Source organism: Paraburkholderia sp. IMGN_8, assembly GCF_038050405.1.
Classification (GTDB): domain Bacteria; phylum Pseudomonadota; class Gammaproteobacteria; order Burkholderiales; family Burkholderiaceae; genus Paraburkholderia.
This window is the reverse complement of the sequence record NZ_CP150901.1, coordinates 3,227,280-3,253,492: the sequence shown is the minus strand read 5'-3', so window position 1 is coordinate 3,253,492 and position 26,213 is coordinate 3,227,280. Positions and strand designations below refer to the sequence as shown.

General features: G+C 65.8%; 14 protein-coding genes. 10 read left to right on the top strand and 4 right to left on the bottom strand.

The annotated features are described in order from the left end of the window. Window positions 1-47 precede the first annotated feature (47 nt). The 6 genes from WN982_RS35820 (at window position 48) to WN982_RS35795 (ending at window position 16,674) form a co-directional block, all read left to right on the top strand. The gene (locus WN982_RS35820) at window positions 48-977 is read left to right on the top strand and encodes a 3-keto-5-aminohexanoate cleavage protein (protein ID WP_341316720.1); all 930 of its coding nucleotides are present in this window, start codon (window positions 48-50) and stop codon (window positions 975-977) included. Window positions 978-1,052: 75 nt separating this feature from the next. Beyond that, window positions 1,053-2,018, top strand: a complete 966-nt coding sequence (locus tag WN982_RS35815; RefSeq protein ID WP_341316719.1) for an L-carnitine dehydrogenase — start codon at window positions 1,053-1,055, stop codon at window positions 2,016-2,018. 92 nt (window positions 2,019-2,110) lie between these two features. Beyond that, window positions 2,111-2,620, top strand: coding sequence for a thioesterase family protein (locus tag WN982_RS35810; RefSeq protein WP_341316718.1), 510 nt, complete (start codon window positions 2,111-2,113; stop codon window positions 2,618-2,620). After that, a complete protein-coding gene (locus WN982_RS35805; protein WP_341316717.1) occupies window positions 2,613-3,593 on the top strand; it encodes an alpha/beta hydrolase in 981 nt (326 codons plus the stop codon). The genes WN982_RS35810 and WN982_RS35805 overlap by 8 nt, the downstream gene beginning before the upstream one ends. Window positions 3,594-3,834: 241 nt before the next feature. Beyond that, window positions 3,835-15,588, top strand: a complete 11,754-nt coding sequence (locus WN982_RS35800) for a LysM peptidoglycan-binding domain-containing protein (RefSeq protein ID WP_341316716.1) — start codon at window positions 3,835-3,837, stop codon at window positions 15,586-15,588. Between the two features lie 219 nt (window positions 15,589-15,807). Next, a complete protein-coding gene (locus tag WN982_RS35795) occupies window positions 15,808-16,674 on the top strand; it encodes an autoinducer binding domain-containing protein (RefSeq protein WP_341316715.1) in 867 nt (288 codons plus the stop codon). Between the two features lie 39 nt (window positions 16,675-16,713). Here WN982_RS35795 and WN982_RS35790 read toward each other — a convergent pair whose 3' ends face one another. Genes WN982_RS35790 through WN982_RS35775 form a run of 4 tightly spaced genes read right to left on the bottom strand, consistent with a single transcriptional unit; the run spans window position 16,714 to window position 20,188 of the window. Then, a complete protein-coding gene (locus WN982_RS35790; protein ID WP_341319531.1) occupies window positions 16,714-17,430 on the bottom strand; it encodes a lytic transglycosylase domain-containing protein in 717 nt (238 codons plus the stop codon). Window positions 17,431-17,473: 43 nt separating this feature from the next. Further along, entirely contained in the window at window positions 17,474-18,133 is a 660-nt protein-coding gene (gene sctR, locus WN982_RS35785) for a type III secretion system export apparatus subunit SctR (RefSeq protein WP_341316714.1), read from the bottom strand. Next, on the bottom strand, window positions 18,126-19,352 hold the full coding sequence (sctQ, locus tag WN982_RS35780) for a type III secretion system cytoplasmic ring protein SctQ (RefSeq protein WP_341316713.1): 1,227 nt from the start codon (window positions 19,350-19,352) through the stop codon (window positions 18,126-18,128). Before sctQ ends, sctR begins: the two co-directional genes overlap by 8 nt. After that, entirely contained in the window at window positions 19,349-20,188 is an 840-nt protein-coding gene (locus WN982_RS35775) for an autoinducer binding domain-containing protein (protein WP_341316712.1), read from the bottom strand. Before WN982_RS35775 ends, sctQ begins: the two co-directional genes overlap by 4 nt. A 225-nt stretch (window positions 20,189-20,413) precedes the next feature. On the opposite strand from WN982_RS35775, the gene sctV reads away from it, so the two are divergent. From sctV to WN982_RS35755, 4 genes are read left to right on the top strand one after another with little or no spacing between them, the layout of a single operon-like run. Next, entirely contained in the window at window positions 20,414-22,576 is a 2,163-nt protein-coding gene (gene sctV / locus WN982_RS35770) for a type III secretion system export apparatus subunit SctV (RefSeq protein ID WP_341316711.1), read from the top strand. Window positions 22,577-22,627: 51 nt separating this feature from the next. Beyond that, window positions 22,628-22,906, top strand: coding sequence for a flagellar biosynthetic protein FliQ (locus WN982_RS35765; protein ID WP_341316710.1), 279 nt, complete (start codon window positions 22,628-22,630; stop codon window positions 22,904-22,906). 59 nt (window positions 22,907-22,965) lie between these two features. Continuing rightward, window positions 22,966-24,888 carry a type III secretion system outer membrane ring subunit SctC gene (sctC, locus tag WN982_RS35760; RefSeq protein ID WP_341319530.1) on the top strand — a complete coding sequence of 641 codons (1,923 nt, stop codon included), beginning with the start codon at window positions 22,966-22,968 and terminating at the stop codon, window positions 24,886-24,888. Further along, a complete protein-coding gene (locus WN982_RS35755; RefSeq protein WP_341316709.1) occupies window positions 24,869-26,095 on the top strand; it encodes an FHA domain-containing protein in 1,227 nt (408 codons plus the stop codon). The genes sctC and WN982_RS35755 overlap by 20 nt, the downstream gene beginning before the upstream one ends. Window positions 26,096-26,213 lie beyond the last annotated feature (118 nt).

Here is a 26,213-nt window from a genome sequence, read left to right as displayed (position 1 = left end):
GCGCCACCTTCGATACGCGCATTTTCAATTCACAGGATTTAGCACGCATGAATCATGAAGTCATCGTGACCTGCGCGGTTACCGGCGCAGGCGATACGGTCGGCAAGCACCCGGCCATTCCCGTCACGCCGAAGCAGATCGCAGAAGCCGCGATTGAAGCGGCCAAAGCCGGCGCCACGGTCGCCCATTGCCACGTACGCGACCCGAAGACCGGGCGCGGCAGCCGCGATCCGAACTTGTACCGCGAAGTGGTCGACCGGATCCGCTCGTCGGGCACCGACGTGATCATCAATCTCACCGCCGGCATGGGCGGCGACCTGGAGATCGGTCCCGGCGAAGAGCCGATGCGCTTCGGCGCCAACACGGATCTGGTGGGCGGTTTGACGCGGCTTGCACATGTCGAGGAACTGCTGCCGGAAATCTGCACGCTCGATTGCGGCACGCTCAATTTCGGCGACGGCGACTACATCTATGTATCCACACCCGCGCAATTGCGCGCCGGCGCGAAGCGGATTCAGGAACTCGGCGTGAAGCCGGAGCTGGAAATCTTCGACACGGGACACCTGTGGTTCGCCAAGCAGCTTCTCAAGGAAGGACTGCTCGATGCGCCGCCGCTGTTTCAGATTTGCTTGGGCATTCCGTGGGGCGCGCCCGCCGACACGACGACGATGAAGGCGATGGCCGACAACCTGCCGCCCGGCGCACAGTGGGCCGGCTTCGGTATCGGCCGCATGCAGATGCCGATGGTCGCGCAGGCGATGCTGCTCGGCGGCCACGTGCGTGTAGGCCTCGAAGACAACATCTGGCTAGACAAAGGCGTGCATGCGACGAACGGCACGCTGGTGCAGCGCGCGGTCGAGATCATCGAGCGGCTCGGCGCACGCGCACTGACACCCGCGGAAGGGCGCAGGAAACTCGGCTTGCCCGCACGTGGCGAGCGGCAGCTGGAACGCCGTGCGGCCGAACAGTACGCCTGAGTGGAGGCAATGTCCAACGTGTTTCGCATCTGAAAACCTGAGTTTGAAAACCCCTAAGGCAAAGGATCGTCAGCAATGGCAGTAATCGTCGATATCAAAACATTCGCAGCGATCGGGGCGGGCGTGATCGGCAGCGGCTGGGTGGCGCGCGCGCTCGCGCATGGTCTTGATGTGCTCGCCTGGGACCCGGCGCCCGGCGCGGAGAAGCAATTGCGCGAGAACGTCGCGAATGCGTGGCCGGCGCTCGAACGTGTGGGACTTGCAAAGGGTGCCTCGCAAGCGCGCCTGCATTTCGTCAGCACGATCGAAGCGTGTGTCGCCCAGGCGGATTTCATTCAGGAGAGCGCGCCGGAACGCGAAGAATTGAAGCTCGCGTTGCACGAGCAGATCAGCCGCGCGGCGAAGCCCGATGCCATCATTGCGTCGTCGACCTCCGGGTTGTTGCCGAGCGATTTCTACGCGCGCGCTGTCAATCCGCAGCGCTGCATCGTCGGGCATCCGTTCAATCCGGTGTATCTGCTGCCGCTGGTCGAAGTGCTCGGCGGCGAGCGCACCGCGCCGGAAACGATCGACGCCGCGCTGCACATCTATCGTTCGCTTTCGATGCGGCCGCTGCGGGTGCGCAAGGAAGTGCCCGGCTTTATCGCCGACCGTCTGCTCGAAGCGTTGTGGCGCGAGGCCTTGCATCTCGTCAATGAAGGCGTGGCGAGCACCGGCGAAATCGACGACGCGATCCGCTTCGGCGCGGGCATCCGCTGGTCGTTCATGGGCACGTTCCTGACGTACACGCTGGCAGGCGGCGATGCCGGTATGCGCCACTTCATGCAGCAATTCGGCCCGGCATTGGCGTTGCCATGGACTAAACTGGTGGCGCCGACGCTCACCGATGAACTGATCGATCGCGTCGTGGACGGCACCGCCGAACAGGTCGGTCCGCGCTCGATCAAGCAACTCGAGCGTTATCGCGACGACTGCATCACGAGCGTGCTGACGGCGATCAGCGAAGCCAAAGCGCGCCACGGTTTGCATCCGGACGAGTAACGCGTAAGGCGTTGCCAAAGAAGCGCACCCTGCATCGGCCGAACCTCGTCGCGGGCCGATGCAGCCTACACGGATGAAGGAAACCATTGCACATGCCGACCAGCCTCACGTTGCCCAGTTACCGCGATACAGTGCGCGCCGAATGGGTTGACTACAACGGCCACCTGCGCGACGCGTTCTACATGCTGATCTTCAGCTTCGCCACGGACTTGCTGATCGATCAGATCGGCTTGCCCGACGCCGTGCGCAAAGCGCGCAGCCGCTCGATCTATACGCTCGAAGCACATATCAACTATCTGCACGAGATCAAGGAGGGCGCGCAGGTCCGCGTCGACATGCGAGTGCTCGCGCACGATGCGAAGCGCTTGCACCTGTACCTCGAAATGTTCGCCGACGACGGCGCCGAACCCGTAGCCGCCGGCGAGCAGATGCTGCTGCATGTGGATACGAGCGGACCGCGTGCGGCGCCGTTCGACCCGGACGTCGAAGCGCGCGTGCGGGCGTTGGCCGACGCGCATGCCTCGCTGCCCCCGGCCAGCTTCGCGGGCCGCGCGATCGGCTTGCCGGTCAAAACGCCGAAGGGCGAGGGCAGGCATGCTTGAGCCGGCCATCGCCGCGTTCATCGAACGGACTGCTTCGATCTATCCGGCGAATACCGCGCTATTGCCGCCACATGAGCAGCGCGCGATTTACGATAGCTATGCGGCAGCGTTCACGCCGCCGTTGCCGCCGGATGTGAGCACCGAAGGCGCCGTGTTCAAAGCGCGCGCGGGGCATCCGATCAAGCTGCGTGTTTATCGGAATATGAGGAGCGCGGGGAACACGGCAAGCACACGCAGCAGCGGCACCGTTTTGTACTTCCACGGTGGTGGCTTCGTCGTTGGATCGTTGGACAGTCATCAGCTCGTCACCGCGCGTCTCGCAGCGGATACCGGTCTCGACGTGATCGCGGTCGATTACCGTCTCGCTCCTGAGCACCGCGCGCCTGACGCGCACGACGATTGTCTGGAAGTCACGCTCGCCGCACTTGAACACCGTTTGCCTTTCGCATCGCTACAGAATCAGGATGGCCCGCTGCAACTCGCGGGCGATAGCGCCGGCGGCAATCTCGCCGCCAGCGTCGCGATGCGCTTGCGCGACTGCGGTATTCAGGGCGTAGAAGGGCTCGCACTGATCTATCCGATGCTCGGCATCGAGCCACAACTGCCCGCGCGCGAGAGCGAAGCGCGCGCGCCGATGCTCACGCTCGCCGACGTCCACGCGTTTCGCGATCTCTACTGGGGCAAGCTAACGGACGTCGCCTGCGCCATACCGCGGCCGGCATGGACCGTCCCACTCGACGCAAACCGCTTCGACGGTCTGCCGCCGACGCTCGCAATCGGCGCCGAGCACGATCCGTTGCGCGACGATGCGCGCGTCTTCGCCGAGCGCATCAGCGCGGCAGGCGGCCAGGCCGAGTGGTGGATCGGCACCGGACTCGTGCATGGCTGCTGGCGCGCGCTTGGATCGAGCCCCGGTGTGCAATCGATGCACGGCGCGGTGTGCCGCTTCCTGTCCGCGCATTCGAACGCGTAGTTGCGTAAAGCGTCACGGCCGCCCCAACTGCCGCCCGTCACGCCAGCCGCTGCGCTACGCGCCGCCTCACGTTCCGTTTTCAGCGCCCACCAGCCTTCCGGCGCCGGAACTACGAATCTCCTGTATGGACGCCGTCTGACGTATCCCCTAGCCTGAGACTCCTGAAGGCGCCCGTCCGGCAGCTGGCTGCTGCGTGGGCGCCGGTATGACGCGGCAGGGCCGCCCGACTGGGAGAACGACGATGCTTATGGCAATGGATGGAGGAGGCAGCGTAACGCCGACACCACCACCCCCGCCTTCGGCTCACGACGTGTCCGCCGCCCAGCAGGCGGTGCAAAAAGCGTTGGGCGACAAGTCGCCCAGCGATGCTTCTGCTTTGCAGGACGCCGTCAGGAAGGCCGAGCAAGCCGACGCGCAGCTGAGCCGCGAAGCGCTCGCGCGTGCTGTGATCCTGCTGCAGGCGCAGTACAACGCCGCGCATCAGCAGGCACAGAATGCGCAGGACCCGAAGGTCGATGCGATTACCGAGGCGGCCAGCCAGATCGGTCTTACGCACCAGTTCGACAGTGCCACGCTGGATGCCGCGGCCAAATCGCTCAGCGACAGCCCGCTCGTCATCGATAGCAGCACCAGCAACCCGCCGGTTACCGCAGCGAACGCACGTGCGGCGATCCAGAAGGGCCTCGACGGCGGCATGACGCTGACTGAGGCGGTCAACGCGGCGCGCGTGCAACTGGGCGGCAACGAAGAGGACGAAACGGCGCTCGACGAAGCGGCGCTGGCGATCAAGGGCGACCAGATCGTCGCCGATCCGAATCACAAGGCCGGCGCCGATCCGCTGAAAACTGCCGCACAGCAACTGGCGGATCTGAAAATTTTCACGGACGCGGTGCAGCAGGCGGCGCTCAAGGCGCTGACGGTCGACGTCAAACCGACCGCCGATCTGCCCGCCACCGCGCAGCAGGCGCAAAGCGCCTATGCGACCTTGCAGAAGGACAAGGCGAGCCATGCGTCGGCACAGCAGATCGCGCAGGACGAAGAGGTCTACCACCAGGCGCTCTCCAGCGAACTGAACGCGGCTGCCGGTGAAACCGGCAACGACTGGCGCGGCGATCTGCTGCAGATCGACCGGCGCTGGCAGGCGGAACAGGCGGTGACCGATGCGAATTCGGCGAAGGGCGTCGCGGATGCGTCGCCAGTTGCCGATGTGCGCAGCGAGTTGAAAGCGACCGAGATACTCGACGCCGCCCAGGCGGCGCGCGGTTCCGGCGATCCGGCCGGAAACCTGAAAGCCGTTCAATCGCTGACGCAAAGTTTGCAGGGTCTCAAGACCGACGATCCGCTGTACACCGAAGTGACCGGCGACGCCCGCACCCAGGCGCTGCAAACCGCCGCCTTGCAGGACATCGAAGGCGCGCAGGGCGGTAACGCGACCGACACGCTGAAGGCCGAAGGCAGCACGTTGTCCGGCTATCGGAACACGTTCCTGTACAAGGATCTGCTCAGCGCGACGCTCGGTTCGCCGGTCACGCAGCACAACATCCAGCAGGTCGGCACGCCCGGCAATCTCGCGGATATCGCCGACCTGCTCGCTAGCGTCAAACAGGCCTCGCCGGAACTCGCCGTCGCGTTGTACAAGCAGAATCTGCAAGGCAAGCTCGACGGCCTGATCAAGAACGGCGCGCCGCTCGACTTCGCATCGACCACCCAGACCATCAAGGATCGCGACAACTACTACGGTCCGGTCGGCACGATCGTCGATGCGCTCGGCGGCCCTAAGAGCGCCGCCGCGCAGCCGGTGATGCAGGCGCTGAAAACGCAGCTGACCGCGCAACAGAACGAGATCGACCGCGAACGCCAGGCAGACGTGGTGTACGGGCAAACGCGCTTCGATACGCTCGGCTTGGCGCGCATCGACGGCGCGTCGCTCGCGCCCTATCAGGCGATCATCGACCAGGACCCCAACAGCGAACTGGCGAAAACGCTCGAAGGCCCCACCGAACTGAAGCCGACGCCCGCGCCGGTGCAGGCCGCGCCGCAGGACGCGCAGCAACTGGCGAAAGCGCAGCAGGCATTGAGCGCTCAGCTCGGCAACGGGCCAGTCGATCAGCCAAGCCTCGACAAGGCGCTGACGGCTGCGCGCAAGGACAATCCGGCAATCACCGACAGCACCTGGGCGCAGGCCGCGCTGCTGCAGAAAGCGCAGGCCGACGGCCGGCAGTGGCTCACCGCCAACGCCGCCAAGCTGCAGGCCGGCACCAAGGTCGATACGATCGACCCGATCGCGCAGGCGTCGGACGAGCTGTCGAAAATGCAATTGTTCGATGCCCGTACGCTCACCGGCGCGACCGATGCGGTGCAGGGCGGCACGGTGGCCGCCGCCGCCGACGCACCACCGGCGAAGGGCGATCCGGCGCCCGGTTCGACCTCGGCGTCCGACTACCTGTCGCAACTGCTCAGCGAAGGCATGAGCATGAAGGCGGCGCTCGTCGCGACGCGCGCCTACCTCGGCGGACAGGCCAAGGACGATTACGCGCTCGCGCAAGCGGCGCTCACCGCGGACGTGCCGAAATACCTGTCGGCCTACTACCAGGACCCCACCAACAAGGACAAGGATCCGATCCAGGCGGCGTCGAAGGATCTGGCGGCGCTCGGCGTGCTGCAGCCCGATGCGCTCAACACAGCCACCCAGGCGATGACGCAGGATCCGAAGCCGGACGACAAGGCGTTGGCGAGCGCCGCCGGCAAGGTGAACGACGATTACCAGAAGGTCCAGCAGGCACAGGCCGACCTTGCCAAAGACTCGAAGAACCCGGCTTTGCAGCAAGCCGTCGCGAAAGCGTTGCAGACCTATCACGATGACCTGACGGCCGGGCTGAATGCCGCCGCCGGCCGCCAGCCCGGCGACAGCGCGTGGCAAACGGATCCGAACTACTTCGACACGATGTGGAAAGCGCAGTTCGCGCTCGAAGGCCAAGTGCTGGCGCCGCAAATCCAGGCAGCGCAAAACACCGGCCAGGATTCGCCGGAAAGCAAGGCGCTCAATGACGCGTTCAACCAGTTGCAACTCGCGCTCAGCGCGCAGCAGGTGATTCAGCAGACGCGCTATGCGCAGCAGCAGAACGGCGGCGCGGGTCCGGGCGATGCGGCTGCCGCCCAGGCACTGAGCCGGCTGATCGGCGGCATGAAGCCGGGCGATCCGCTGTACGACCAGGTGATGGGCGACGCGACGATTACCGGCCTGCAAAGCGAGGCGCTGCAGTCGACCGTCGATGCGGGGGCGCTGCTCCCGTGCATTGCCGGCCACAACGGCATCGACGACGCCAAGGCGCGCTTCGCCGCTGAAGGCAAACAACTGGCGGCCTACGCCGGCACGGTGTTTTATCCGCAACTGCTCGACGGCGCGGTGCAAGATCCGCAGACCCAGCAGCTCTTCACGGAGATCGATTCGCTGGTGCGCGGCAAGAACGATCCGGAAGACAAGCTGAACACGATCGCCGACTTCATGCATGCGTCGACGAGCGCCGACCTCGCCGCGGCGCTCTACCAGGCGAAGTTCGCCGGCGACGGCAAGCAGGACGGCGTACTGCAATGGACCGCCAGGGCCAACAACCTCGACGCGGTGTCGCGCATCTATGCGGCGGGCGGCGGCGCGGCCAATCCGCAGATGACGGCGTTGCGCAAAAGCATCGAGGGACTGATGGGCAAGCCGCTCGGCAAGGGCGGCTTCGGCACCGCCGATACTTCGTCGCAGTACAACCAGACCGTGATCGCGACGGGGAGAGTCGCGCTTGTCAGAGGTCAGGGCTTTGGACTCGGCGACGTCAAGGACAAGAAAGACGGTTCGATGCAGCTTGCGCAGGACATGCTCGACGACGATCCGAACAGCAAGGTCGGCAAGGAAATCGCCCGCGAGACCGGTTTCAAGGATGCCGGCAAACCGGTGACGCCGATCGACGTCAAGGCTCATCCGGAGCTGAAGCTGCAGCCCGGCGCGCCGTGGCTGAGCGGCCCGAACATCACCACCGTCGTGACCTCGGACGGCCATGTTGCCGGCCTCGGCGCGCAGGACGGCATGCAGGTCGTGACCAGCTACGACGCTGTGCTCAACATGGTCGGCGCGGCGCAAAGCAGCAAGGGTCCGGCTTATACGCCCGTCTCGCTGCAGGACGAGCAGGCGCTCGCGCTCGGCCAGTTCGCCGAATACGACCAGAACGAGGTGGTGTACGACCACAACGGCCGCAAGACCACGCTCGGCCAGATCGCCGACAGTCTGATGAAGGGCGAGGGTGTCACCCAGCCGAGCGGACTCGCGCCCATCGCGCTCACGTCGCTGTCGATGCAATGGTGGGACAACCGCGAAGGCAAGGGCAACCCGGCGCTCCAGGCCGCGGTGATGCAGGGCATCGACGCGAAGGGTAACGAAATCGAAGTCGGTCCGGCCGATACGACTGTGCGTCACGGCTATTCGGACTGGCAATCGCATACCGGGCTCGACAAGGGCCTCCTGATGGCGCAGCCGCACTGGGTGCTCGGCGGCAACGGCTCGCTGCTGACCGGCGAGTCCTACTGGACCACCTACAAGCCCGACGATCACTGGTACGACTGGGACCATCTGAAGACCGATCTGGAGATTGCCGGCACGGTCGCCGCCGGCCTGCTGACGACGCTCGTGCAACCGGAAACGGCGGCGCTGTGGCTCGTGGTGCTGTCGGATCTGGCCGACGCGTACTTTGCGGTGAGCGCGACCGTCGGGACGATTCAGTCGGTGCGCGCGCTGTCGACCAATAACGGCTGGCGCAATGGCGCCAACTGGCTGAGCCTCGGCGCCAATGTGTTCGGCGGCATGGCGGGCGTCGGCGGACTGGCGGGCCGCACCGCCAAGGTGATGGCGCGCGCCGGCGTGGCCGACAAGGCATTCGCCGATGCCGCGGGTTTTGTGAACGTGGCGCACGACGCGACCGCCGCGCAAGCCGCCGAAGCGAGCGCCGCCAATAACGGTGCGCGGGCGGTGCGCGAGTTCGAGGCCCAGCCGGGCGCGTTGAGCCGTTTCGTCGCCGGTTCGCCGGCGGCGCGCGCGCGTTCTCTGAGCTTCATCAAAGGCGTCTCGCATGCTACCGAGGCGCCGGTCGGCCTGACGATCGACAGCGCCGCGCTCGCGCGCTGGAGTGCGCGGCTCAGTCCGTTCGAGCGGCTGCATTTGTCGCGGGTCGTTGATCTGCTGGGGCGGCTCGCTTCGCTGCGCGCCGCCAACGGTGCGGCGCTGGCGTTTCGCGGCGTCGGCGTGACCGCGTTGACCACCAACCTCGGGACGATGGTTTTGCAGGGGCGCCAGTTGCTGGCTTCGAACGGCGCGGCGAGCGGCCAGGACTGGGCGCAATTCGCATCGTCGGCGGGTTTGATGGGCGTGGGTTTTGTCGCAGCGCGCGGCCATGCCGATACGCAGCGCGAAGCGGACCAGCACGCGCGCAATCAGGCCGATGCGCGCAATGCCGCAGCCGACGCGCAAGCCAACGCCAGCGCGAAAGCACCGCAGACGATGCAGATCGACGACGGTGTGCTGCATACGCCGCGTCTATTGCCTGCCGTCTGGGAGGCGCCGGCGTCGAACGGGCAGCCGCCCGGACCCGCGGGCGCGTCCGATTCTCCGGTGCTCGAACCCACCCGCATCTTTACGCGCGATGAATGGGCCGCGCGGCAGCAGAACGCGCAGGCGGACGGCAACGGAACCCACGGCGGCGGCGAAGCGGACGCCGGCCAGAGCCCGCCGGACGACGGTTATTTCGACGGCGGCGGACGTACGGTCACCCACCGCACCAACATCGACTACACAGATCGCACCGTCATGCCGGACGGCGCCGGCATCCTCACGACGCGTCCGCACGGCAACGCACCGATCTGGCAAGCCGGTTACCGCGACGTGACCGGTATTGCCGCCGGCGATCATCCGGAGTTTCTGCGTCCGGTCGACACCTCCCTCGTGCCGCCGAGCGACCCATTGCATGCGCGCGGCGCCAGCGGGGTGATGGCGCCGCCCGATCATCACGTGGTGCTGGGCCACGGCATATCGGGCAACGAGATGCAGGGGCCGGACGGCATGCCGGTCACGGTGGACGACGTCGCCGCGGGCCTCGCACCGCTGCTCGCGGACGGTCAGGATGTGACGCTTTATTCGTGCTACTCGGGTTCGACGAGCGCGGACCCGACCCGCGCGGCGGCGCGCTCGCATGGCAAATCGGCCAGCACATTCGCGCAGCGTCTGGCCGAACAGCTCGCGCAACGGAACCAGCGCCCGGTCACCGTATGGGCGCCGCCGGACATCCTGCTGGTCAAACCCGACGGCACCGTCACAGCACGCGGCAGCAGTCCGGTGACCGGCGAGGTCGACTCGTCGAAGCTTTTGATGAAGGCGTTCCGGGCCGACCCCGCTAGCATGCCGGCTAGCGCGCACACGGCTGCCGATGCGTCGTCACGCTCCTCGTCTCGTACCGTCGACGCCGAATCGCAAGCCACCGGTTCGGCTCAGCAAACACAGCAGCAAAGAGAACAGCAAACCAAGCAGCAAACCAGGCCGCCGCCCACGCCGCAAGTGGCCGACTTGCCGCTCAACAATCCCGCCTTCGACTTTTCACCGATTGCGGACGGCACGTATCGCTCGGTCGCGCTCGATTCGGGTTTTGTCGGTGCATTGACACAGCGGCCCGGCGTGCTGGGCGATGTCGCGCGCGTGACGCAGCCTGGCGGCTCGGTCACGCTGAAGCTGCCGAGCGGCCTGCTCGAACAACCCAATCCGCGTGCCGCGATCGACGCCACCGCCGCGCAGTTCGAAGCTGCAGGCCTGACCAACGTGAAGGCCGAATTCATGACGCTCGACGGTTCAAGTGTCGATCTGCGCAATCCCGGCTTGAATCTGAATGCGCTCGACCCCGAGGCCGGCTTTCTGCGCTTCAGCGGCGAGAAGCCGGCTGCGCCCGCCACCCGCGGCGAACCGCGGAGGGCGTTGACCGCCGGCGATTCGCAGGCTTCGCCGGCAGCAAAGTCTTCGGCGGCTTCCGCGGATCAGGGCGATCATCCAGTCGACTGGAGCAGCGTCGAGCCGCGTCCGGTCGCTCAAGTGTGGGGCGGCTCTGCCGACGCACCGCTGACCAGCGCTCGCGCGCCGGCCAGCGTCTACGTATGGGGCGTGCCGACGCGCGATGGCGCGATCGTCAATCCGCACAGCGGCTCGGCCGCGAGCGCGCTGGACCTGACATTCGCACTCGAAGGGCTCACCCAGCGCAGCTATACGCCCGGCACGCCGGTCGCGCTGGACGGCGCGCACAGCGGCAGTGACGCGGCGCTGCTGCAGCAGTTCTCCGACCTGATTCAGGCGCCGGTCTACGGACGGCTTGGCGAGGGCGACGCCCAAGGCTGGCGCCGTGCCGATCCCAATCCGGCGCGGCGTCTCGCGCGCTTCGAGTTCGAGCCCGACGTCAACGGCAAGTTCTCACCGGGCGGCGCTCAGCCGATCAAGCTCAATGCGCTCGAATTGCGGCCGGTGCCAGGCACGCGGGTCGTCAATCTGCTCGGCCACGAGGCGGCGCGGCAGTATCTGAAAGTGTCCGGTTTCAGCATCGCCGAGTCGCACGGTTCGAAACCCGGCAATTTCGCCGAAGACAACACCACCGCGCTGACCGAAGGCGGCCGGACGATCTCGCCGAAGACGTTCGTGCGCGAATTGATGAACGATCCCGCATACAAGCCTGGCGACGGTGTGTTGCTGACCGGCTGCTATCTCGCCTCAGGCGGCCTTTCGTGGGCAAGCGAACTCGCCTACGAACTGCAGGCGCCGGTGATCGCCTCGATGACCGAGAACAGCACGCGCGGCACCGGCGCATTGTTCCAGTACCCCGCCGACGAGAGCATCGTCGTGCCGGCAAACGATCCGCAGGTGGCGACGCGTCTGTACCTGCATCTGCCTGACGCACCCGAGCAGGCGTTCGTGCCGGAGATCCACGTCTATCAGCGCGAGCAGGGGCTGAACCCGACCACGGCCGCCGACACGGCCGGCAATGCCGCGAACGGAGGACACGAGCCGCAACCTGCGCAGACCGCGTCCGCCGACGCTGTACCGACGCCCGCCGCCGAGCCGGTCCACCTCGGCGAAGGCGAGATCACGCGCGTATTCGATCATCTGCAAAGCGAAGCGCCGTCCAACTACGTGTATGTCGATGCCAACAGCCTGCCCGACGCGAGTGGGCCGTCGTCGACGTTGCAGCGCTTCCTCTCGCGCGTCAAAGCGAATCTCGATTCGGTCCGGCGCGGCGCGCCGGTGCAGGTCGCGCGGATGTCGGATCTTGGCTATGCGACCGGCACCGAAGTGCGTTTCACCACCGCCCAGGGAGAGCAGATCAAACCCGCGGGCGTCGACATGTATGCCGTCGCGCAGCGCGATCCAGTCACCGGCCAAACCACCTGCAAGCTGGTCAACATCGACGAGCAAGGCCTGCCCGAAGGGTTCGCCGCCGTGCACCAGAACGGCTTGCGCGCCGTCGGCGTGGTGGGCGGGCGTCCGGTGTGGCCGGTTGCCGGCGCCGCCGGTAAAGGCGGCGCGCGCAGAAGCGGCACAGCCAAAATCGGCGCTAACCAGACCCCGTCTGCGAGGGCGGCGGCGCGCGCCAATCTGGAAGGCCGCGTCAGCCAGCCTTCGTCGATAACGAAAGCGGTTGACCAACACGGTCTCATCGACGAGCGCACTAAGCGGGCGGGCCTGTGGCCCGGCAGCGTGATGCGCGACACCACGGAAAAATTCGGCCCAGTCAACAGCCTGTGGCTCATCAAGCAGATGTGGAAGGCGAGTGTCCCAGGCGACACCGGCGAAGCGCGTTCGCGCAATGCAGTCGCCACCAGTCAATTGATGCGTGCGATGTATGGCGAAGGCAGCGCGACCGACATGCGGCTCGTCACGTTCAAGGAACCCGCCACCGGCGTTTTGCACTACGGCATCATGACGCCGTATGCCGAGATCGACGTGTCCACCACGAACTCGAAAACGGTGCTCGGCGATCCCGGGCGCTCGGCGACGAACGGCGTATTCGCGACCGCGGCGGGTCATATCGCGTTGAAGAACGTGGCGGTGGCGGGCGGCCGCGGCGGGATGCCGGACAGCAGCGACGCCTTCGGCAACATCGGCTTGATGACACAGGGCGACGGCGAACCGGCGGCGTTCTTCCTCGATCTCGATTCGGCGATGGGCTTTAACAGCAACGGCGAACAGACGCCGTTCAAGCGCCTGACCGATGTGGCCGCCGCGCTCGACGAACTGAAAAACGGCGAAGAGACCGCGCCGGCCTACGGTTCGATGAGCGACTGGCATTACCGGCGCAGCGTCGATCTGCTCAAAGACCGGATGGACAATCATGGCCTTGAGCAAAAGATTCTCGCGGTGATGAAGGAGCACGGCGAAGGGACGGTGGCGCAACGCAAGCGCGCCGCGCAGGTCGTGATCGCCAACATCAAGGCGCAGATCGCAGCGCGCGAAAAAGCCGCGCCGTACAAGGGCGAAGCGTTCAAGCCCGCGGTGTTGCCGGCCGCCTATCGGGAGGCGCCGGCTCAGGTCGTCGTGACCGGGCGTTTCGGCTGGAAAAAAGCGACGGGCTTGCCCGAGGGCGAGGCGGGCGTGTTCCGGCGCCGGATCACCCAGGCCGTCCTCGCCGCGCAGCGCTTGCGCCGCGGCGCGGCGGGACAGGGGCGCGATGCGCCGGTGACCGCGGCGTTCTTTCCGAAGCCCGAATCGTTGAAGCCGCGTGCGCCGGTCAAGCTGCCGGCTAGCAAGCAAGGTTCTGGTCTGACCGATGACTTCAACCGCTTGCATTTCGTCAAACAGGACGGATCGCTCAGACAAGGTCTGAAGGCGCCGCTCGACCCGGCGAACGAGATCACGCTGCAGGAGACGAAGCAATGGGGCGCGGACGGCGAAGTGCCGAAAAAGGAACGCCTCTACGCGTATGCGCCCGACGGCGCCGGTGCGCCGCTCGGCTATTTCAAGGCCGGTAAGGACGGCAAGGTGACGTGGGTCCAATCGTCGGCGCGCGCGGCCGATCTGAGCCTGTCGACGGATTTCAAGGGCCTGCGCTTCGTGAAGCAGACCGGTTCGGTCCGCAAGGGTTTGCAAAGCCCGCTCGACCGCACCAGCGAAGTCCGCTTGCCGCAGGCGAAGCAGATGGTGGCGGACGGCGAGGTGTCGAACAAGGAACGGCTGTATGCGTACGCGCCCGACGGCGTGGGGCCGCCGCTGGGCTACTTCAAGGTGAAGAACGGCAAGGTGACGTGGTTCCAGGCGTCGCACCGCTCGGCCGTGCAGAACCTGCAGACCGCGGCGGGCACCGCGGGGCTGTTCGGCCTCGCCGGCGCGACCGCGTTCGCCTTCGACACGGTCAGCGCCCTGGGCGTGGTCAAGCCGCTCGGCCCGTCGGCGTCCGGGCTGCGCTACTTCATGAACACCTTCAAGCTCGGCAAGGATTTCCAGCAGCATGTGCTGGAGGAAATCCGCGGCGGCCGGCTGGATGACGCCTGCGAAATCATCAACTCGCACTTCAACTTCCTGAGCAAGGGGCTGCGCGCGCGCGGGGTGCCGGAACAGACCATCGGCCGGATCAGGGCGCATACGTCGACGCTGCTCGGCATCGTGCAGCAGGCGAAAAGCGAAGCGCAGACCGGCGTCACGAGCGATACCGTCAATACCGCGCTCGACGACTACTTCGACATCGTCAAGCAGGAAAGCGGGATTGCCACGACCGACGCGAGCCGCCTGCATCCGGCGACGCGCCGCGGCGGCGCGGTGCGGACGGTGTCGATCGCGACGTGGGGCGGCAGCATGGCGCTCGCGGCGCACAAGTTCGCCACACTCGGCGGGTTCGGCAAATGGGGCGCGTTGTTCAACACGATCGGGTTCGGCAGTTCGATCGTCGACGGTTCGCTCGACATCTCCAGCGCCCGGGCGGGCAGTGTGCCGCACGAGCCGACCTCCGGGATCAAGACGCTCTCGGCTAAACTGCTGTCGCCGCTCAGCACCAACCTGTTCGTGGCCGGCTATCTCACCGACGCGGTGTCGACCATCAGTCACGGCGGTTCGCCTTTGACGATCGCGACCGACCTCGCGACCAGCGCGTTCAATGTGGCGCTCGCGAACTATCCGCGTTATGTCGCAAGGGGCGGCGACCACATCTATGTATTCCGCCCATCGACCGCGGGGAAGCTGGAAACCGGCGATATCCTCGGGTATGCGAAATATTCGGCGGACGGCGGGCTGTACTGGCATGAAGCCGACGGCAATGGAGGATTCCTGCCCCGTGAAAGAGTGACAGCCGAGTCGCTGACCGTGGCCGGATCGAACGGGAAGTTTCTCGCGAGCGACGCCTACGTCGTGTCGCGCAAGGGGCCGGGCGATCTGACCGACAGCCTGCTGGAAAAGACGCGCAGTGCCGGCAAGCCGACCAGCAGCGCGCGCAGCAAGCCGGTACAGCTCACGAATGTGGATACCAGCTTGCCGGCGCGCGCCGCATCGGATTCGACGTTCCGCAAAAAGCCTGCTGTGCTGCTCGCGTTGGGGATCGGTTCGTTGCTGTCGAGCGTGGTCGGTACGGCCGCGCCGCTGTTCCTGAACCAGAGCGCGGCCACGCCGTCGGACGACAAGAAGAAAAAACCGGGCAGCGGACCGTCCGGAACAACGCCGAGTCCGACCCCGACCCCTGCGCCGACGCCAACACCCACGCCTACTCCAACGCCGACGCCCACGCCAAGTCTGCGCGTGGTGACGGTCAAGTCTGGCGATACGCTCTGGGACATCGCCGCCGACAACGGCGATACGCTCGCGCAGCTCGAGCCGCCGAACCCGCAGTTCGACTGGGCGCTGCTCGACGGCAACCCGTTCACCCCGCGCAAGCCGGGTGAAGGGCGCGATCCGGATCTGATCGTGCCGGGCGATAGGGTGAACGTGCCGCTGCCGCAACACTAGCGCATGGCCTGTGCGTTTCGACCGGCGCCCTGCCGCCCCACGCGCTGGACGGGCGCCGGGCCGGTGCTGTTTCAATCGTCCGTATCAGCGAACATCCGTAGTTCTAATTTCATCGCGGAAATGTTCAGATAATGCGTTTCCGCGCGATCCCGGCGGGTGTTGCATGCCGGCCCACATGCTGGAACGAGCAATCGCCCGCCACGCAACTGGAGCACCTAAATGAATGGTCCTTCTGTGTCGTCGCCTGATGCGCCGAGCAGTCCTCCGGCCGCGGATGGCGCCGACCCGCCAGAACTGATCTGGCACAAGGACCGCGATCTCGCGGCCGATTCCGCCGCGCGCCGCTCGGGCGCGCAGTCGCATCTGATCCGCGAACTCGCGTCTGCGGCCACGCCGGCGGAACGCATGCGGCTGTTCGCGGGTTTGCTGCGTATCATCGGCTTCAATACGGTCGCCTATGTGACGCTGCAGGTCGTCCAGGAGCGGGTGGCCCGCGCGTTCATGGTGGAGAGTCTGGCGCCGGCGCAATTTCGCGGCAACTATTTCCACGAACGCTACTTCGAAGTCGATCCGCGACTCGCTATCGGCCGGGTGCATACGCCGCCGGTCGTGTGGGACCTTTCGCAACTGAACAAGGCGTGCCGCAGCCGCGGACGCGATCCGCGAGCGAATCGCTTTTTGCAGGAAATGGACGCCGACGGCATGCGCTCGGGCATCATGCTCGGCCTGCCGGTTCCGTCGACCGATCTCCAGGTGATCGTCAGTTTCACGTCGATGAACCCGAAACAGGGATGGATCGACAGCAGCATCCTCGCCCAGACGCTCGGGCTCGGCTTATCGCTTCATCAGCTCGCCGCCGGATACCGGCGCACGCTTGCGAAGCAGTCTGAGGCGACGGCGGTGTCGGAAAGGCAGCGGGAGATTCTGCTATGTATCGCGTCCGGTCTGTCAGACAAGCAGATCGCGCTGCGGCTGCATACGAGCGTGCATAACGTCGACTATCACTTGCGGCTGCTGCGCAAAACGTACGGCGTCGGCAATCGTGCTGAGCTCGCGTATCTGGCGGGACGTTTGCGGTTGAATTGATGGATGTGGTGGGCGCGGGTCCTGTCTCGCCGGGAGGACTTAGTGCGCGGCAAGCGTCGTCACGCTCAGGCAGCGCGTGCACCAGCGGCTGGGATTATCGGCGCAACGCACCGTGATGAATTGCCGGGCGTCCGGCGTCCGGCATTGTTGCCGGACCGGCGCGCTTGATGACGTCATGCCTTTCTCCGCGAGGCTTGCGTGTGGAGCGAGTGCGTCCGCGTCCGGCTCGCGTGCCGCTTGCCGCGCATTCGTATAAGCGCCGGCAATCACACGGGCCACGTAACCTTCCCGATACCCGGTCGAGAAATTGCCGCTGTAGTAGCAGGAAAACGCGCCACGCAGGGCGCCTTGCTCATCGCGCGTCTGTCCCGCCGAGCGTGCGAAGCACTGCGCCAGGATCACACCGCTCGCGCGCAGATTGCGGCACGGTTCGAAAATCGTTTCGATGGTTTCGCCGAAGCGCGCCAGGTTGCGCACGTTGATCTGCCCGAGCCCGAGACTGAAATCGAAGCCGCGCGCCGCGAGCGCATGTGCGGTCGCTACCGCTTCGTCGTAGTTGCGAGGCTGGCGCTTCAGATGGCCGCCGACCACGCCGATCGCATCCGGATTGAAACTCGACTCGACGCGCACCACCGCCGCCAGCGTCTGCGTATCGACGTGCGGCGCGCAGGTCTGTGCGAGCTCGGCGAAGCTCGCCGACGTTGCGCCGTTCTGCTGCGCGGCCGCGGTGAGCGGTAGCGCGGCCAGCAGCGCCATTACCGCCATCGACCTGAACCCGCACACGGTGCTCATCGCGGCCTCAGCGATACGACAGGATCAAGCCGTGAATCAGCACGGACCAGCCGTCGAGCGTGACGAACAGCAGCAGCTTGAACGGCACGGAAATGGTGGTCGGCGCGATCATCTGCATGCCGAGCGCGAGCAATACATTGGCTACCACCAGATCGACCACCACGAACACCAGATACAGCACGAAGCCGATCTGGAACGCCTTCATCAACTCGCTCAGCGTGAAGCTCGGTACCAGCACCAGCAGGTCGTCCTGTTGCAGATTCTTCGCGCGCGCCGCGGGCCACACGCTGGTGGCCGAGCGCACGAAGAAGCTGCGTTCTCGCTCCTGCGTGTGCTGCATCATGAACGTCTTGATCGGCGGCGCGGCAGCGTCGAACAATTGCAGCACGTCCTGCACGTTCATCTGGCTGCCGACCGAGAAATTCTGCTGCTTCAGGTTGTCGCCGATATCCATGCCGACCGGCGCCATGATGTACACCGACAGAATCAGCGCGATGCCGTTCAGCACGATATTCGGCGGCACCTGCTGGATACCGAGCGCGCTGCGCAACAGGCCGAACACGACAACGAGCTTGGTGTAGCTCGTCACCATCAACGCCGCGAACGGGGCGATGCCGAGCGCTGCAAGCAGCGCCACCATCGCGACGGGATTCGGCAGATTACCCATCGTGGCGTTCGTCCGTCGTGTGCGCGTGCGGTGGCGTTTGCGCGGTTCCCGGCGCGAGCTCCGCGACCCGCACGCCGAGCTTGTTGCCGACCGCGATCAGATGCCCGTGTCCGACCAGCGTGCCGTTCGCGAGGATGCGGATCACGCCCTGGTTCAGCGGCTGATCGAGTTCGAGCACGAAGCCCGGCCGCAACGCCTTGAGCTGCGCGAGCGTCAGCGTGAGGCGTTCGAGCTCGAAGCTGGTCGTGACTTCGAGCGAGTCGAGCGGCAGCGCGCCGGCGTTGGTGTCGTCGGCGGCCGGCGCCGCGTACTGATCCGGTGTTGGCGTGGGCGAGGTCACGGCGTTTCCCTGAATCTGTTCAATGGTGATGGTGGCGCCCAGCACGCGCGCGTTCAGCGTGATGCCCGGCGAACCGCGCGTTCTTGCGTGGCAAGTCAGGCCCGTGCCCGCGGATTTCCAGCGCTCGATCGCGATGATGTCGCCTTGCCACAAGCCATCCAGTTCCTGTTGCGTGAGGCGCGTCGACCCGATGCAAAACGACAGCGGCACGGTAAGCATGTCGAAATCCTGCGCGCCGAGCGAGGGCAGCGGCGGATCGGCAGGGCAGGCGAGCGCGAGAAAACGGGCGTCGTCGAATTGCAGCGCGCCGTGCGTGCGCCAGTCGGCGCCACCGTCTTTGCTGACTGGGCTAACTTTGCTGACCGAAAAACGGAGTTCGGCAATACCGTTCGTTTCGCTGGGCGCTTCGCCGTGTTCGGGCGCGAGCAGCACGGCGTCGTGCCGTGTCAACCGCGCGAGCGCGTCGCATACCGGCGCTAACGCATCCGCCACCAGCGCGCAGCGAATCGCGTCGGGTACAGCCGGATCGGCGGCGTCGCCGATCAGCTCGCGCTCGGCGAGCGGTTCTAGCAGCAGCCAGCCGGACGCCGGGCCGAGACGAAAGCGGTAGCAGCGCGGCGCGCCTTGTGCGAGCCGCGTGTTGAAATCCCAGCGCAATGCGTAGCCAGTGCCGCCGGCTTCGAGTGCGAACGGACGCGGCCATGCATAGGCGCGCCGCAACGCGCGTGCGGCCTCGGGCGCGAGCCGCGGCAGCAGCGTGCTGTCGCCGAGCGCGCTGACAGATGAAGCATGGGGCGTCTTTGCGCGCAGAGAGGCGGACAACGGCGCGGCATCGCTATCGAACGGCTGCGCTTCGCCCATCATCGCGGGACCGTTCATCGCGCGTCGTGCTGGCCGGCCAGATACGCGAGATGCACGCGGTTCTGCGCGCCGTAGCGTTTCTTCAGAAGCCGCAAGTGATAGTCGACGTTATGCGTCGACATCTGCAACTGGTCGGCGATCTGTCTGTCGCTCATGCCCTGGGTCAGTGCGGTCAGGATGCGGCGCTGCACCTGCGAAATCGGTTTGTTGCGCGGCGGCGCGTCGTCGAGCGAGGCGGCATGGCTCAACAGATATTCGTGCAGCGCGAGGCCTAACGCATATGCTTGGCCGATGACGCGGTCGCCGATCCAGTGCTTCGACAGATTGGCGCAACTGAAATTGATCACGCTCTGATGTGGACTCGACGGGCTCGCGAGCCCGAACGTGATGCCGCTGCGCAAACCGGCCTCGTGCGCGTCGTCGAGCAGATGCCGCAGACGCGGTTCGGCGGTTTGCACGGAATTGCCGTAAGGCGCTTGCGCGAGCGACGTGAGGTCCCACACCAGCGGCCATTCGTAGCGGCAGGCGAAGGCGATGCGCGGATCCACTTCGATATAACGCTGCGCCACATACCGGTCGGGCCAGCCGGGCGCGGCGTATTCACGCACATACAGCGCGCGCGTGATCAGATCGCCGACTCGCGCAAGCCGCCAGTAGCACAGCCAGTCGAAGCCGATCGCGCCGAGCATCGAGCCGATCAGGAGACGCCGTTGCGCCGGGCTGCGTGCACCGCTCAGTTCGTCGGCGACTGCCGAGCGCGCCGCCGGCAACGGCTTGCTGGCGAGGTCGGCGATACAGCGCTGCCTGCCGTCCAGCATCACGTAGCTATCTTCGGCGCATTCGCTCGATTTCAAGCTCTCCTCCATGTCCAGAGTGTGACCCCAATGTAATGTCGAACGCAGACGCGGAACACTACAACGTTCCGTAGTGCGGCGTGAAATGAGTTCGCTCAAACCACCGATTCCCACGAGTTTTCCAGGCGCCGCCACGACCGGGTTTCTCTAAACTGACTGCACTATTGGCTTCCATGGAGCGCTGTTCCGCAACACGCCGCACGCGTGTGCGAAGAACACACGTTCATGCCTTTCGATACGGTCAACAAGCTCTGGAACGGCACGCTGGGCGGTGGGTGGCGCGAAAGCGGCGCCCGCTTCTCGTTGGCGCGCAACTACGACTTGCTGCTGGCGCTGTTCGTCGCGGCGGTGGTCGCGCTATTCGTGTTGCCGCTGCCGACGGTGGTGCTCGACGGCCTGATTTCGTTGAACCTGGCGTTGAGCATTCTGCTCCTGACGGTGTCGACATATCTGCCGTCCGCTGTGAGTTTTTCGTCGTTTCCCGCACTGCTGCTGTTCACCACGCTATTGCGGCTCGCGCTGAACATCGCGTCGTGCAAGCTGATTCTGCTGCAGGCAAATGCGGGACATGTCATCGATACCTTCGGGCGTCTAATCGTCGGTAATAACTTCGTGGTCGGCGGCGTGGTGTTTCTGGTGATCGCGATCGTGCAGTTCATCGTGATCGCGAAAGGCTCCGAGCGGGTCGCCGAAGTGGGCGCGCGTTTCTCGCTCGATGCAATGCCCGGCAAACAGATGAGTATCGACGCCGATCTGCGCGCGGGCATTATCACGTCGGACGAAGCGAAGCGGCGCCGCGAATTGCTCGAACAGGAATCGCAACTGCATGGCGCGATGGACGGCGCGATGAAGTTCGTCAAGGGCGATGCGATCGCGGGCATCATCATCGCGTTCATCAATATTCTGGCGGGCATCGCGGTGGGCACGCTGATGCACGATATGAGCGTGTCGCAAGCCTTGCATCGTTATGCGGTGCTGACCGTCGGCGACGGCATGGCGTCGCAGATTCCGTCGCTGCTGGTGTCGATCGCGGCAGGTGTGGTGACCACGCGAGTCGCGTCGCGCGATGCGCAGGAGCGGCATCTGGGCGAGCAGATCGGCTCGCAGATCGCCAATCATCCGCGCGCGATTCTGATCGCCGGCGTGATCATGCTGGCCTTCGTGCCGGTGACGGGTTTTCCGAAGTGGTCGTTCCTGCTGCTGGCGGGCGGCATGATCGCGGGCGGCGTGTTCCTGATGCGGCGGCGCAAGACCGTGCCCGCACTGAATCTGATCACGCTCGCCGACGCGCCAGCCGACGGCGAAGCGGGCATCGGCGCGGGCGGCTCGCAGGTGCATCCGCTCGGCATGACGGCGCTGCTCGCGGTGGTGTTCGCCCGCGATCTGCGCGCGCATCTGAACCTCGTGCAATTGCAGGCGGCGCTCTCCGACGCGAAAGCGCGCGTCGACGTCGATCTCGGCCCGGTGTTTCCGCGGATGAATCTGCGCTTCGATCCGGCGCTCGCGCAGCACAGCTATCGGATTCTGTTGCAGGACGTGATTGCGTCGACCGGCTATCTGCGAGCAGGGCTGCTGTTGTGGGACGGCACCTCGCCACTGCCCGCCGACCTCGAACGCGAAGCCGGTGAGCCGTTCGGGCCTTTCACTCAGCCGGTGTGGGTTGCAGCTCACGCGTCGCAAACGCGCGGCAGCGCAACGCAGGCGTCCAGCAGCGGGAATCTCACGCATGAACAGGTGCTCGCGCAGCATCTGGAGGCGATCGTGCGCGCGAACCCTGCCGCGCTGATCGGGATTCAGGAAACGCAGGCGCTGGTGCATCTGGCGCGCCGCGACCATCCGGAACTGATCGCCGAACTCACGCGCATCGTGCCGTTGCAGCGGATTACCGAAGTGCTGCGGCGGCTGTTGCTCGAACACATTCCGATCCGCAATCTGCGGGTGATTTTCGAAAGCCTCATTACGTGGGCGCCGAAAGAACCCGACGACACCATCGCACTGGTCGAGCAGGTGCGCGTCGATCTCAAGCGGATGATTACGGATCGCTATTGCGGCGTGAGCCGCAGCCTCGATGTCGTGCTGTTCGAGCAGAGCTTGCAGGACCGCGTGCAGGCGGCGATCACGAAGACGCCGCAGGGGGTGTTTCTCGGCCTCGCGCGCGACGTGAAGGACAACGTCTGCGAACAGACTCGCGCGGTGATGGAATCGCTGCGCAGCGCCGCGCGCGATGGGCGTGAGCGGCGCGTCGGCGTGCTGGTGCCGATGGCGGTGCGCTTCTATGTGAAGTCCGTGCTCGAACCGGTGCTGCCCGATGTGCCGGTGCTGTCGTATCAGGAGATCGAAGAGGACGTGCGGCTGCATACGATCGGCTGGGTGAAAAACCCGGCATGAACCCGGCATGAAGCATGTGACGAACCTAGGCCCCAATCATGGAGAAACCGCATGACCGCAGCCGCGATTCTCGATATCACGCGCCAGGCGTTGCTGCTGGTGCTGATGCTGTCGTTGCCGGTGGTGCTGGTGGCGACCGGCACGGCGCTGTTCGTCGCGATCGCGCAGGCCGTCACCCAGGTGCAGGACTCGAGTATCGGCACGTCGGTGCGCATGATCGTCGTGATGGTGACGGTGATCGTGCTGGCGGGCTGGGCCGGCCGCGAATTGCTGATCTTCGCGCGCCAGGCGCTCGAGCGGGTGTTTGTCGTCTTGCCAGGGATGTCGTGATCAACTCGCCACAGGGCTCTCACTTGAAAAAAATAATTTATCCAGTTCTGTTGATACGCATGCGCGGCACGCTGCTGCTGATGTTCGCGCTCTGCGTGATGGTGCCGCTGTCGCGCGCGCACGCGGCGGAATTGCAGTGGCGCAACCGTAGTTTTGAAATCGTCGCGAACGGTCGGCCGCTGGCCGATTTTCTGCGCGAACTGGCCGCCTCGCAGGGCACCACGGCGGTGATCGACGGCAAGGTGGAAGGCAGCATCAGCGGGCGCTTTAACGACACGCCGGCGCGCACGCTCAATAGCGTGTGCACGACCTACGGGTTGACGTGGTACTACGACGGCTCGTTTCTCTACATCGAACGCGCGGCCGACGCGCAAACCCAGGTCTTTCCGATTCCGCGCGGTTCGGCGTCGAATCTCGCCCAGGCAATGCAGTCGATGCAGATCGCCGACAAGCGTTATCCGCTGCAGATCAGCGACCGCGACAGCACGGCCTATGTGTCCGGGCCGCGCCGTTATGTGGAACTGGTTCGCCAGGCGATCGATTCGGTCGGCAATGGCGCGGCGAGCAACGATCACGCGGATATCCGCGCGTTCCGGCTCAAGTACAACTGGGCCGCTGACTTCGTGATCAATCGCTCGGGCAAGGAGGTGACGATTCCCGGCGTCGCGACGATTCTGCGCAAACTGTACCGGCGCGGCGCGAGCAATAACGCGCCGAGCGCGGGCGCGATGCGTCTCGGCGGTCCGACCCGCGAAGTCAAGCTGAGTTCGGGCGACACGATCAACGTGCCGCGCATCGAGATTCCGCTGGCCGGCATGGGCGGTAACGGCGTCGCGTTCGGCGGCGGTGGCTATGGCGGCGGTTACGGCGGTTACGGTGGCGGCCAGGCTCCGGGCGGCGACCTGAACGCGTTCGGCGGCGCCGACCAATTACCGCAAATCGAAGCCGATCCGGCGATCAACGCCGTTCTGATTCGCGACACGCCCGATCACATGGGGCGCTACGCGTCGCTGATCCAGCAGCTCGACGTGAAGCCGCGCATCGTCGAAATCAATCTGACGATCATGGATATCAGCTTGCATTCGCTCGATCAGTTGGGGGTCGACTGGCGGTTGCATACGAGTCACGGCGACTTCCAGTTCGGCAACGGCGCGAATCCGCCGCTCACCTTCGCGGCCGGCACGACCGAAGCCGGCCAGACCGGCACCACCACGCCGGTGGGCCTCGCGCTGACCGCGTCGATCGGCGGTTCGCTGCGCGACTATCTGCTCGCGCGGATCAACGCGCTTGCCCGCACCGGCGACGCCAAGCTGTATTCGAAACCGAAAGTGCTGACGCTTGACAACACCGAAGCCGTGCTCGAAAACCTCACCGAGTTCTACGTGCAGGTGCAGGGCTTCCAGGATTCGTCGCTGTACGGCATCACGACCGGACAGAGCGTGAAGGTGACGCCGCTGATCGTCGAGGACGGCACCCAGCGCGTGATGATGTCGCTCGACATTCAGGACGGCGAGGTGACGAACCAGCAGGTGTCGAATGTGCCGGTGATCCTGCAACGGAACATCGTCACCAAGGCCATGATCGACGAAGGCAAAAGCCTCCTGATCGCGGGCTTCAACAGCGATGCGCAGAGCTTCGACAAGACCGGCATTCCGCTGCTCTCCGACATTCCGTGGATCGGTCACCTGTTCAAGTACACCAACAAGGACGGGCAGCACATGGAGCGCTTCTACATGATCACACCGCGTGTGGTCACACCGTCGGCTGAATATGCGTCGACGGGCGGCGCCGAGAATGTCACGTCGGATCTGATGCAGAACGTGGTGGTGCCGCCGTCGAACGATTCGCTGACCGCGCGTGCGCAGACGATCGCGCCGCCGCCCGCTCCGGCGAGTTCGGCCGCCGCCGCGAGTGCCGCGCCGGCGACGCAGCCCGCCGCCGCGCCTGGTGCGGGAGACAGCAATGGTCAGCAGCGGCCCTGACGCGTCCGGCTGGCAACTGTGTTTTTTGAACGGTCCGATGTCGGGCCGCACGCTGTGGCTGAAACTCGGTGAGAACTGGGTCGGCACCGGCGCCGATTGCGAAGTGATCCTGCCGGATCGTGAGATCGCCGCGCGGCAACTGTGTCTGCATGTCGGATCGATTGCGGTGTCGATCCAGAACCAGGGCGGCGCGCCGGTGCTGCTGAACGGCACGCCGCTCGCGCAGATGCGCCGTGCGTTGATGCCCGGCGACACGGTCACGGTCGCGCAGGTGAAGTTCGGCATCGAGCGGTTGGCGGGGGTGCAGGCGGTGCCGGCAGGCGCGGCAAGTGCGAGCGGCGCAAAGCGTGGCGGCGACTCGCATCGCTGGCTCGCGGTGGTGTTGCCGGCGTGGCTCGGCGGGCTCGGCAGCCGCCGTCTGATGTTCGCGCTGCTGGCGCTCTGGAGCGCGTTCGCGATCGCGGCGGGCAGCTATGTGGCGGTGGCGACACGCGGTTCGTTCTGGTGGTCGCATCAAAGCCGCTTTGAACGGATGCGAGATGTGGAAGGCGCGTTGCGGCAGTTTCCCGAGCTGACGGTCGAGCCGGGGCAGGGCAACGGCATCGTGGTGGACGGTTACGTGCGCGACGCTAACGACCGCGCGCGAGTCGCGACGATCGTCAACGGCTTCGACGGCGTGACGCTCGGTGAGGTGTACAGCGTCAACGAATTGCTGGCGACCGCGCAGCAGACGCTGAGCGACACGCAGTTGAAGGTGGCCTACACGGGCCGTGGCCGCGTGACGATCAGCGGCGTCGCGACGCGGGCGGTGTGGCAGCGTGTGCAGAACTTCAAGCGCGATGCGAAGCCGGCGGTCGAGGTGACCGACAAGGTCGTCTACGACGACAACGCGGGCGGTCCGGTGATCGCGACGAGCGGCGGTGCGGTGCCGGTGGATATCGCCGGCGTGTATGGCGATGACAGCGGCACGCGTTATGTGGTGACGCGCGACGGACGGCATTTCTTCGAGGGCGCGACTTTGCCGGGCGGCTTGATGATCGCGTCGATCGATTCGGGCAGCGTCACGTTCGAGCGCAACGGCGCGCGTTATGTGGTGGCGCTGGGACCGCACGGCGCTGCGCCGGCGGTGGCGTCGGATGCTGCGTCGGCAGCGGTCGCGCCTTGGGCGGCGCCGGCTGCGGCGGGCGTCGCGATGCCGAGTTCGTAGTTGCAGGCCCGCCGTGCAAGTTTGCCGTGCGGCGGGAGGGGAATTCAAGGTGTGTCTTGCAGGCCGCAGTTAGGCGTGCAAGGGGCAAGGCGCCGCGCGAGCGGCATTTCGTTAGTCA